This is a genomic window from Flavobacterium sp. (genome assembly GCF_025352015.1).
Lineage (GTDB): Bacteria > Bacteroidota > Bacteroidia > Flavobacteriales > Flavobacteriaceae > Flavobacterium.
Window position 1 is genome coordinate 1 of record NZ_JANXUG010000113.1, and the last position, 10,410, is coordinate 10,410.

Below are 10,410 nucleotides of genomic sequence, written 5' to 3' on the forward strand. Positions count from 1 at the left end.
AGAAGTTATCAAAAGGAATAGTGATAATGGAATTGATTAGAAAATTTATAAAGAGTTGAAATTTATTACTGAAAAAAAAATGTTTCAGCATAAAGAAATAATTAACCGCAGAAAGGATTCTGTTGACCACAGTTTGAGGAAAGTGTTGACGCAAGTAGTAAGGGCTTCTTATAACAGCGGTTTAGTCTTATTACACCTGTGAAGTATATATTTTATTGGTGCTAACGAAATTCAAAAATCATTTAGTACGACATAAGTACAACAAATCAAAAACTTTTTACAAAGCGATATATGCCAACACTTTTAAGCTGCGCTTGTCGGTTCATAGTTTGGTATTCCGCTAATCGTCCACAATAATAATTGTGGGTTGCTTTTGCATATCCATTTTGCAAAAGCAAATCATTTAAACACTCGCCACTTGGCAAGATCACATATCCCAATTGCCTGTTCCAGTAGTCATAATAATTCTCCTGTTCTGTAACGATAGTTACAAACGTTTTAGGCGGTGCAACCGACAAAACGAAGTGCAAGGATTGCAAACCAAATTGGAGCAGTAATTGAGCTGGTAAACTACTTTTCTCTTCGTCCTCTTTCATCTTCCTGTTTAACTTTACTTCTGGTGCATCTAAACCATAAAGACGGATTTCTTTTTTCATTTGAGTGAAACGATTGCAAATGATGATGCTATCGCCGTCTAGGACTTCTTCAATTTGCCAATGGGTTTCCACTATGTACGGTGCTTTTGCGTTGTATTGCATTGATTTACAGTATTTTAAGTTATTGATATTCAAAGATAATGATTGAAATTTGTCTTATGAATTTAATCTAATTATTAACAACTTAAATCTTTAAAAGATGGCAAGACAGAAAGGCGTTTTGAAGTATGTAGGAACTCTTGGTGATGTTCGACACTTCAAAATTAAAGGACAAGAAGGTTACTTTGCAGGTATGGTCGGTGGACCAACTGGTGACCAAGTAAAAACGGCTCCTGAATTCGAGAGAACTCGGGAAAATATGAATGAGTTTGGCGCAAGCGCTAAAGCTGGTAAATCGGTTCGTACTGGTTTATCTCAATTGATGAAACAAATGTCAGACAGTCAAGTTACTGGGCGTTTAACTTCAATTATGAAAAAAATCAATTTGGAAGATCAAACCGAAGCTAGAGGTTACAGAAAAATTGAAATTACTTCACAAAGAAATTATCTTAAAGGATTTGAGTTTGACAAAAATATTTCTTTTAATGGTATTTTTAATGCACCTTTTTCATTAACTCAAGGAGTTGATAGAGAAACAGCCGATTTGGTAATTCCAACCTTTAACCCTGCTAATTTGGTTAATGCTCCTTCTGGTGCAACTCATTTTAGATTGATTAATGCCTTGACTGTTGTAAGTGATTTTGAGTACAATGTTACTACTAATAGTTACGAGCCAATGGATGCAGTTTTGAATGAAGTTAATGACATTCAATATTCTGGGTTTTTAGATTTGTATGGAATTGTTCCCAACACAACAATATCTGCAACTTTACCTGGTGGAGCAATTCCATCTGTAAATACTTCAGTATTGCAATGTATCGGAATTGAGTTCTACCAGCAAGTTGGTGGAAATTACTACTTGTTTGCCAGTGGTAACTGCTTGAAAGTAGAGGATGCTTTTTAGAAAAACCTTCCGAAAATCCCTCGCCAAAAGTGAGGGATTTTTTGTTTAATCTCAAATCTATCAAGACTATGGAAAGCAAAATAATAAGAGTAGCACAGGGCAAAGAAAGTACATTGAGCCAGTTATACATTAACGGTATCTTTCAATGTTATTTGTTGGAGGATAAAATTAGAGAATTGAAAATTCCTTCTCAAACTGCTATACCAAAAGGTGTTTTTAGTTTGAAATTGAACACTCACGGAGCTAAAAATGTGGATTACAAAAAAGCATTTGGAAAGCTGCACGAAGGAATGATTGAGATTTCAGGTTTACCCAACTTTAGCTTTGTTTATATCCATACCGGAAATACCATAAAAGATACTGCCGGTTGTCCGCTTTGTGGTTTTGGGTTTGGGTTTGTTGATGGAAATTACCAAGTTTCTCAAAGTGTTGCAGCTTACAAAATGGTTTATCCAAAATTGGTTGCACTAGCTACAGAACCAAATAACAGAATTGTAATTGAAAATAATTTTCAATTTTAAAAAATCCAAAAAATGGAAAACATCAACATTATAGCAACACTTTTTGGAACACTCATCACCTTACTACTCTCGATTGTGGCTTATTTTATCAAGCAATTACACACCGATTTTAAGAGTATGGAAAAAGATTTGGTTGAAGTAAAAACGATGGCTTTAATCATCAAAACCGAGTTCAAAAGTGGTAACGACTTACTGAACCAAAAAGTAGAATATTTAGAAAAAAGAGTGAATAATATTGAACTAACAATCTTAAAAAATCAAGATTATGAAAAATAAAAATTTGAATGTGGTAGATAGAGCATTAGCCCCTACTCCAAAATGGTTTAAAATACTTCGCACAGTTGGAATTGCTCTGGCTTCTGTTGGCGGTGTAATCATTGCTTCGCCTGTTGCTTTGCCTGTCGGATTAGTTTCGGCAGCTGGATATTTGGTTCTTGGCGGTAGTATAATTTCCGTAGTTTCTCAAACTGCTGTAAAATCAGAAGAACAGCCAGAAACAAAGGAATAAAAAAATAACAAAATGACTTTAGAAGCTCCGTTTTTCGGGGCTTCTTTTGTTTATAGTAGTCAGTAAATGGCAAATGCTTCGCTTTTCTCCGTTTTATTTAAGTGGTGCAATCGTATTGCACTTATGTATTCCTTTGCTTGGGAATGAGGAGCAAACAATCCTAGTCCAGTTGGACCAGGATTGATTTATTTTCTATGGTAACGGTATAAAATGGCTCTGCGAAGGTCATTTATAAGCATCATATCCTCTTTGTATTGCTTTTCTTTTTTCTCCAAAAGTTTGAGAGCTGCAACATTTTTTTGGTGCTGCTCGTGTTCTACCATCATTAGATTGGCTTGTGGATTGAATTTTTTTTTGAAATCGTTAAGGCGTAAAAATGGAATTACTGAACCAACTAAATGCTGGTGCCAGAATTTTGTTTGCCATAAACTATAAGCAATAAAAAAAAGACTTTCGCAGTCCTCCTCGTTTTGAAAAATGATAACAAAACTGTTCGTAAATGGCTCTTTTTGTGGCTTTCCGCTGTTCATTCCTTTGTTAAGTAGGAATAAATGAGGTTTTGAGTAAATCGTTCCAACTCGGTGGGTTTTGATGATGAAATTCGGCATAACATTCGGCTTTAAAAATTGATTAGAGTTTCAATTTTCTGCGAATTTTCTCTTGAAATGCAGGTGTGCCTCGCTACGCTCGACCTATAAAATTTTTTTCGCCAAATTTTATTTTTAATTGGAAGCGAAGAATTATCATTTCAAAAGAAAAAAAAGAAAAAAAGAAAGCCGTCCGTTTAAGTGGAAGGTTTCAGAAAAAAAAGCTTTTTAAAAAAAATACTACCCGATATATCTTCGGAAGTATGAGTGTGAAATCGGAAGTAGGTTTTGTTGCGAAACGGCATGGGTGGAGATTTTTTTTAAAACCCGTAGGGCTTGAACTTTTTTTTCTGAATACCTAGAACTTACCTTTGCTCTCTTTTTTTTTATTTTTTGTTTTGAATATCCAATCAAAACGTTCTTGTTTAATCGGATTTAATCGGAAGTAATGAGAGTTGATTTGAAAGATGGTCGTCTTCGGAAAGGGTATCAAATTCTTTGGATGGATGAAAAAACCAAATCAAAAAATAAAAATGCTTTTCATCCGGCCAAAGAATTTTATACTCTTTCTTGGATTTGATTTTTGAGGATGCTTAATCGTCTTATGAAATGAGAAGTTTCAATTTAATTGGAATGTTGTGTTGAAAATGTGAAGCATCTTCAAAAAACATTGCAAACTCTTGCCGAGTGCGACGGTGCAGTAGCGCGTGCAAGTGTATCATTTTTTTATTTGCTGACTGCGATGTTTCTGATTGCTTTTGTGGAAAAGTTGATGCCATAGATTTGAAAGAAAGATAATGCTTCAATCTTTAGAAACATTTTATTAGGAACGGTATGGCACCGGCTTTTCCGCTGGAGCAATTACTTGGGGTTTTCTGGCAAATAAAAAATGATACTCTTGCTGGGGATTTTGGTTTTGTGGGTTCTAAAAATGGCTTTACCATAGGCAAATTACTGAAATTCAAAGCCATTTTTAGAACTTACAAAAGCAATGCAAATACTACCGATTTATGCGTAAAGTTGCTAAAAACAGTTAGCGTGAACGTTCTTGAGAGCAATTATAACCGAAAAGTTTCCGATGAAATGGCGAACGTTGTTAAAGACAGTGGCGAAGGACGGTGTTTTTTGTAGCTGGGTGATGCGATGGAAGCTGCAAAAAATGTTGTCCTGGAGCCACTGGCAAGCGCGTTGGCAGGAGCGGCTGTTTTACATAAATGATATTATAGCTTCATTGCAAAAACAAAAAAAACAATAAACTCGCTTTGTGATGAACTATAATACTCAATTATGTAACACAGCTTGGGGAAAAAAATTACTGACGCAAGTTGCGAAGCGTACGTGTTTTTAATAAAAACTGTGCCAGTAATTTTTTTTGGAGCGTTGGCAAAGGAGTGGCAACTGAAATGTAAAACGTTTGACTTTCATTTAAAAGTGATAGTTATATTTTAATTCATTATCATTTTGTTTTAAAATCTAACATTTATTTGTTTTATATTAAAACATTGTGTATATTTGCAACAACTAATTAATATTTCAATACTATGAAATTTCAAATATCACAAGTTTTAGTAGGACAACGAGTTGTTGAGCTAAGAAAGAGAAAACAATTTTCTCAAGAAGACTTGGCAAAAATGGTTGGAATATCCAGACCATCTTTAACTCAAATAGAGTTAGGCAAAAGAAGTTTGAATATTATGGAGCTACAAAAGTTTGCTCAAGTACTTGGCTTTTCACTTGATGACTTTATGTCTGAGGATTTTTCATCTGAAACCGTTGATTTTTCAGAAGTAGAAAAAGAAAAGAGTAGTAAAGAAAGGATATCCGTCCCGTCACTAAAAATTGGAAAATTTAAAAATATCTTACTGTATATTTTGGAACGATGTGCGGGAAAACCGAATGTTGGAGAAACTGTTTTATATAAGTTATTGTATTTCTCGGATTTTAATTATTATGAATTGTACGAAGAACATCTTACTGGAACTAATTACAGAAAATTGCCTTATGGTCCTGTTCCGCAAAATATAGATACTATTGTAAATAACATGATAGAGAACAACCAAATACAACGTTTTAAAACAGAGTATCATGGATTTCCACAAACTCGTTATTTGCCATTGGAAAAAGCGGATTTAACTGATTTGCTTGCCAGTGAAAAAGAAGTAATTGACAGAGTAATTGAACAAATGAGCGATTGGTCAGCTTCTGCTGTTAGTAATTATTCACATAAAGACGTTCCTTGGATGGCATCAAAAGATGGAGAAGAAATTAATTATGAATTGGCTTTTTACAGAGAACCTCCATTTTCTGTAAGGAATTATGAAGAAGATATTGAATTATGATTGTATTTGAAGAAATAGATCCCTACAATAAAGATTTTAAAGGGCTTTTGAAAAAATATAAGACTTTGAAGGATGACTTGGAGGTTGTTAAGAAAGTTTTGGAAATTTTACCAGAAGACAGACCGCCTTTCAGTTTTAGAATTGACAATTTAGGATTGGAAAGCTGTATCATAAAAGTAAAGAAAATAGCTTGTAAGTCATTAAAAGGTAGAGGTGTTAATTCAGGTTTACGATTAGTCTATGCATATTTTAAAGAAGAGAACAGGATCGTTTTTATTGAAATCTATCATAAAAATGATAAAGAGAATGAAGATAGAGACAGAATTACTCAGTATTTTAAGTAGTAATGGGGGAAAAAAATAACCGAAGCTAATGGAATAGTGCTTCGGTCAGTTGAAATTAAATCTGTGGTAGGATGTTGATTTCATCTGCAAAAGTAATAGAATTCTATTTATTACCTAATTATTCCTTGGGTTTTTAATCAAACACCTCAGTATTAAATTGTTTGATTGCTCTAAATCTGAAAACCATGGCGAAAAATGGTACACCTGGAGATGGTCACCGTATTGGTGCTGTTAAGGAAAGAAGTCAGACTTATAATCCAAAAACCGAACAGTACGTTAAACGCGATACTAACACAGGTCGTTTTATGGATGTTAAGCAAGATGGAACTCCGTTTAAAGGAGTTCGTAAAGAAAAATAATTTCTTTACGGAGAGTAATTAGGAGTTTAGCACCATTTACTGGTGCTATTCTATTGTTTAACCAAAAATAGATTTCTTATGAGTAACATTACCAAAAGATTTCAACCAAGCCCAAAAGCAACTGTTTGCTTCAAAGAAAACTGTGTTACAGTTTATGATGAAGTAGCCGAAGTAGTCAATGCCATTGTCATTGCTGCTACTCTGTTTATTGCAGTTTCTTTGGTTGCTAAGGCATTGAAATAGTTTAAAAAACCGGGCTTTAAAAATGAAGCTCGGTTTTTAATTAAATTTTCTAAAATGAGTAAAATGAATAAATCAGAAAAAGAAAGACTGGAATTTAATGTCAATAGGTTTGACCATTATTTTGATACTATCAATAACAAATTGGCAGTTTATATTGCTATTAACACTTTTTTACTTAGTGGTTTAGTAGGTACCTATTTGACCATTGCAAATAAAATTACAAACTATAAACCATTGTTTGACTTTTTTACTATTTCTGAAGTATTAATTGGATTAATAACCATTGCAGTATTAATTTATGCCAGTGTACCCTTTTTAGATTATAAATCATCTTCCTTATATTATTTTGGAACTATAGCTCAAAATAGTATAGAGGAATATAAAGAAAAAAGTAAAAGCAGTGACGAAAAAGAAGATTTAAAGGATTTAAGAGAGCAAGTCTATTTTTTGTCCAAAGGTTTGAAAAAAAAATTTACAATACTGAAATGGACTGGCTATTCGATGCTATTCCAGGTTATAGTTTTAGTATTTGTAGCAATACTAATTTTTAATAATACTATATAAAATGAATATATATTCGGATTATTTTGATGTAATCAAAGAAGCGGTTAGAGCTGACCAAAATGGAATTTTTCCAAAAGGTTTGGTAGGAGCAGGTAATTTAAGTGATAGTTCAAAATTAACTTTCTCTAGTATCAATAATAAAATATCGCGAAAAGAACTTGCTCCAAGTTTAAGATATTATTCTGAGGTTGCAGGACTAGGTAAAGTAAATTATAATCAAGATTTGGGTTTACATCCTGATTTTGGGCATTTAAAAGCCACCGATAACACAGAAGAGCATTACATAATTTCTTGCTTTGTTGATATCGCAGGAAGTACTAATATGTTTAAAAAATTTAGTAAAGAAGCTGTGTTTTTGATTACTAATACATTGGTTAAGGCAAACATTCATACTGCCTTAATACATGGCGGTTATGTCCAACGAATTCAAGGCGATGGTTTATTTATCTATTTCGGTGGAAAAAGTATTTCTAAAGCATTGGCAGTCAAAAATGCTCTACTTTCTTTAAGCACTTATAGTTATTTTGTGCAAAATGATTTAAAAGAATACTTTTTGTCTCAAGGTGTTGAAAACATTTCAGTTAGAAGTGGAATAGATTTAGGAGATAAAGAAGATGTGCTTTGGGGTTCTTGTGGGATTGATGGCATAAGTGAAGTTACAACCTGTAGCTTGCATACTAGTTTAGCAAGTAAAATGCAAGCTAATGCTAATAAATGTGGCATTGTTGCAGGAGACAATGTAAAGAAATTATTGGCTAATAGTGAAGACTATTTCACGGTTTTGTCCAAAAGAACAGAAAATGAAAATGACCGGTATATTTATAGAAATCCAGAAGAAGGATTTTATTATACACAGTATGACTTTAATTGGGATAAGTTTTTGAAGCAACAACCCAATGTGATTTTTGATCAAAATGGGAAATTAGATTTTAGAGTGACTACACCCAGTCAATTTTTAAATCCTGAAAATTTAAGACCTATTGCAGAATTAAGTAAGCCGTATTTTGAAAAATGAGATTAAAGATTGAAAAAGATATTGAAAAATTCATTGAAAAATATCCAAAATTTTCAATAATTGAAAATGATAATTTAAATTATATAAAGCTTCAAGGTATACTTGACATTGTTGATTTAAACGGAATTTATTGGGATAGTTACGAGGTTAGTATTTTACTACTCAAGAAAGGTTATCCCAATATAATTCCATTAGTTCATGAGGTTTCAGAGAAAATAAAACGAGAAGATGATTGGCATATATCAGAAAAAGGCGAATGTTGTCTTGATATTACACATAAATTGATTTTACTTCAAAACAAGGGCATTGATCTTATTCCCTTTTATCAGAACAAAATATATCCTTTCTTTACAAATCACACTTATAAACTAAATACTGGAAATTATGCTAATGGAGATTATCCTCATCAGTTTGAAGGAATTAAAGATTTTTATAAAAATGATTTAGGACTTACAGATGCTAATTTTATTATTCAATTACTAACCTACATTACTACCAATAAACTCCCTAAAAGAAATGATATTTGTATTTGCAACCAAAAAAAATACAAGCATTGTCATTTACCTATTGTTGAAAAAATTATTGCTTTTGGTCGTGAAAGACTACTGGAAGATTTGAAAAATTTTAAACTTTAATTTTTATTAAAAATTATTGATTTTATTTTTAAAGCAATGAAATTGCGAGTTCAAGCTGTTAGAAAATGCTTTTTTTATTTTTTAGATAATATATTCAATTTAGCTTTTAAATGAAAATATGTTTATCTGTTTTTTTATATGTACCAGTTGATTTTATTAAAATTCTTTAACATTTTTTTACTGGCTTTTTCATTTATTGATTTTATAAAACACATGTGACCATATAACCAATTGTGAAATTTTATGTTATTGTATTTAGGGAATTCATTTAATCTTCTTTCTAAATGACCATTTACACCAAATTTTCTGCAATAGTATATGTGTTCTGAAATCTCTTTTCTATACTCTTTTGACACATTTACACCGTTTGATGTTGTTAGTCCTGTAACATATTGTTTACATCCTTTTTTCATGTATTTGGTTTTCTTTGTATTTATAAAAAAACCCTCATTTGCAATAATTGTTGTTATTAATTTTAATGATGGTAATTTACCTTCTTTCTTGATTGAAAAAGTTAAATCATCTGCGTATCTCGAATAATTGAAATTTAGTTTTCTTGCTAAAGCTTCAAACCTATAATCCATTTTAGTGGCTAGAATATTTGAAATCATAGGACTTGTTGGTGCTCCTTGTGGCAGGATAGCTGGTCTATTTTCAATTAAATCTTTTAAAATTTCTTTTGAGTTTTCATCAAAATCATCCCAATAACTATATCTGTGTTTTGCTGTTGTAATTTTAGCAAATGAATAAGCCAAGTTACTTACATAACCCAATGATTTAAAAAGACCGTACACTCTTTTTTCTGTTATAGTATCGTAGAATTTTAATAAATCTACTTTTAAAATTACCTCTGAATTTTCATGAACTTTAGCATTATGTGCAATGGAAATATTTTTTCTAAATCCTTTACAACTTTCAGACAAAGGATATTTACTTATTATATTTACTAAAATCCATTTTTGAATGTATTTTAAATCTTTAGAAGGCGACATTATTTCCCTGAATTTGCCGTCTCGTTTTTTTAATTTGAAGTAATTATAACGTTGATATTTATATTCGTTGTGATAAATAATATTCCTATTATCGTCTCCAATTAAGTTTCTGAGATAACTTGACTGAATGCCTATTTGCATTGCCAAATGTTCTAATGAGAAAATTACTGGCAACTCTTTTTCTTGTAAATTCTTACCATAAGCCAAACAAGCATCAATAAATTCAGGTGATTTATTTTGCTCTTTAGCTTGAATAATAAATTGCTCAAATGGAAATGACATAATTAATGTTACTCTTTCTTGAATGTTAAAGAATAGTATTAATGACTAATTTTATTTTCAAAATTAGTCATTAAGAGTAATGTTAAGCGTGCTATTAAGTAGCTTTATTAGTTCTCGATGAACTACACCGAGAAAACTGCATCGTCCTAAAATAGGTTGACTAAAAATTAAACACTTTTAGTATTCTATGGAAACATCAACAAATCAAGCCAGCCGAAAAAAAGGCTATCAAAAAGTAACTTTCCAACACAAACTTTTTGTCATTGACCAAATCAATAATGGTCAAATTTCTGCTAACTTCGCATCCAAGAAGTATAACATTTCAAGAGCAACAATACACTACTGGATGAAAAAATTAAGCA

The 10,410-nt window shown here is 31.8% G+C and carries 17 protein-coding genes; 13 read left to right on the forward strand and 4 right to left on the reverse strand.

Annotation, left to right across the window (positions count from 1 at the left end; translation table 11 throughout):
* Window positions 1–266 precede the first annotated feature (266 nt).
* Window positions 267–758 (reverse strand): thermonuclease family protein, encoded by a 492-nt coding sequence (locus Q0Q96_RS11700; RefSeq protein ID WP_293875613.1) that lies wholly within the window; start codon window positions 756–758, stop codon window positions 267–269.
* 97 nt (window positions 759–855) lie between these two features.
* On the opposite strand from Q0Q96_RS11700, the gene Q0Q96_RS11705 reads away from it, so the two are divergent.
* From Q0Q96_RS11705 to Q0Q96_RS11720, 4 genes are all read left to right on the forward strand, one after another.
* Window positions 856–1,659, forward strand: coding sequence for a hypothetical protein (locus Q0Q96_RS11705; RefSeq protein ID WP_293875615.1), 804 nt, complete (start codon window positions 856–858; stop codon window positions 1,657–1,659).
* Between the two features lie 68 nt (window positions 1,660–1,727).
* A complete protein-coding gene (locus Q0Q96_RS11710) occupies window positions 1,728–2,180 on the forward strand; it encodes a DUF5675 family protein (protein ID WP_293875617.1) in 453 nt (150 codons plus the stop codon).
* Window positions 2,181–2,192: 12 nt separating this feature from the next.
* Window positions 2,193–2,456, forward strand: a complete 264-nt coding sequence (locus tag Q0Q96_RS11715) for a hypothetical protein (RefSeq protein WP_229941372.1) — start codon at window positions 2,193–2,195, stop codon at window positions 2,454–2,456.
* Complete coding sequence (locus Q0Q96_RS11720; RefSeq protein WP_293875626.1) at window positions 2,446–2,688, forward strand: hypothetical protein; 243 nt, start codon at window positions 2,446–2,448, stop codon at window positions 2,686–2,688. The genes Q0Q96_RS11715 and Q0Q96_RS11720 overlap by 11 nt, the downstream gene beginning before the upstream one ends.
* Window positions 2,689–2,873: 185 nt before the next feature.
* Here Q0Q96_RS11720 and Q0Q96_RS11725 read toward each other — a convergent pair whose 3' ends face one another.
* Window positions 2,874–3,296: a hypothetical protein gene (locus Q0Q96_RS11725; RefSeq protein WP_293875628.1), complete on the reverse strand. Its 423-nt coding sequence runs from the start codon at window positions 3,294–3,296 to the stop codon at window positions 2,874–2,876.
* 427 nt (window positions 3,297–3,723) lie between these two features.
* Between Q0Q96_RS11725 and Q0Q96_RS11730 the strand changes: the two genes are divergently transcribed.
* Window positions 3,724–3,855, forward strand: a complete 132-nt coding sequence (locus Q0Q96_RS11730; RefSeq protein ID WP_293875630.1) for a hypothetical protein — start codon at window positions 3,724–3,726, stop codon at window positions 3,853–3,855.
* Between the two features lie 22 nt (window positions 3,856–3,877).
* Here Q0Q96_RS11730 and Q0Q96_RS11735 read toward each other — a convergent pair whose 3' ends face one another.
* A complete protein-coding gene (locus Q0Q96_RS11735) occupies window positions 3,878–4,054 on the reverse strand; it encodes a hypothetical protein (RefSeq protein ID WP_293875632.1) in 177 nt (58 codons plus the stop codon).
* Window positions 4,055–4,109: 55 nt separating this feature from the next.
* On the opposite strand from Q0Q96_RS11735, the gene Q0Q96_RS11740 reads away from it, so the two are divergent.
* The 8 genes from Q0Q96_RS11740 to Q0Q96_RS11775 all read left to right on the forward strand — a co-directional run bounded on the left by Q0Q96_RS11740 (window position 4,110) and on the right by Q0Q96_RS11775 (window position 8,774).
* Window positions 4,110–4,406 (forward strand): hypothetical protein, encoded by a 297-nt coding sequence (locus tag Q0Q96_RS11740; RefSeq protein WP_293875634.1) that lies wholly within the window; start codon window positions 4,110–4,112, stop codon window positions 4,404–4,406.
* 410 nt (window positions 4,407–4,816) lie between these two features.
* Entirely contained in the window at window positions 4,817–5,614 is a 798-nt protein-coding gene (locus Q0Q96_RS11745) for a type II toxin-antitoxin system antitoxin SocA domain-containing protein (RefSeq protein WP_293875636.1), read from the forward strand.
* The gene (locus Q0Q96_RS11750) at window positions 5,611–5,958 is read left to right on the forward strand and encodes a hypothetical protein (RefSeq protein ID WP_293875638.1); all 348 of its coding nucleotides are present in this window, start codon (window positions 5,611–5,613) and stop codon (window positions 5,956–5,958) included. The genes Q0Q96_RS11745 and Q0Q96_RS11750 overlap by 4 nt, the downstream gene beginning before the upstream one ends.
* A gap of 185 nt (window positions 5,959–6,143) precedes the next feature.
* Window positions 6,144–6,317, forward strand: a complete 174-nt coding sequence (locus tag Q0Q96_RS11755) for a hypothetical protein (RefSeq protein WP_293875640.1) — start codon at window positions 6,144–6,146, stop codon at window positions 6,315–6,317.
* Window positions 6,318–6,395: 78 nt separating this feature from the next.
* Window positions 6,396–6,560, forward strand: coding sequence for a hypothetical protein (locus Q0Q96_RS11760; RefSeq protein ID WP_293875642.1), 165 nt, complete (start codon window positions 6,396–6,398; stop codon window positions 6,558–6,560).
* 63 nt (window positions 6,561–6,623) lie between these two features.
* On the forward strand, window positions 6,624–7,124 hold the full coding sequence (locus Q0Q96_RS11765) for a Pycsar system effector family protein (RefSeq protein WP_293875644.1): 501 nt from the start codon (window positions 6,624–6,626) through the stop codon (window positions 7,122–7,124).
* A 1-nt stretch (window position 7,125) separates the two neighbouring features.
* Window positions 7,126–8,139 (forward strand): adenylate/guanylate cyclase domain-containing protein, encoded by a 1,014-nt coding sequence (locus tag Q0Q96_RS11770; RefSeq protein WP_293875646.1) that lies wholly within the window; start codon window positions 7,126–7,128, stop codon window positions 8,137–8,139.
* Window positions 8,136–8,774, forward strand: a complete 639-nt coding sequence (locus tag Q0Q96_RS11775) for an SEC-C domain-containing protein (RefSeq protein WP_293875648.1) — start codon at window positions 8,136–8,138, stop codon at window positions 8,772–8,774. Before Q0Q96_RS11770 ends, Q0Q96_RS11775 begins: the two co-directional genes overlap by 4 nt.
* Before the next feature lie 134 nt (window positions 8,775–8,908).
* Here Q0Q96_RS11775 and Q0Q96_RS11780 read toward each other — a convergent pair whose 3' ends face one another.
* On the reverse strand, window positions 8,909–10,048 hold the full coding sequence (locus Q0Q96_RS11780; RefSeq protein ID WP_293875650.1) for a reverse transcriptase family protein: 1,140 nt from the start codon (window positions 10,046–10,048) through the stop codon (window positions 8,909–8,911).
* Window positions 10,049–10,410 lie beyond the last annotated feature (362 nt).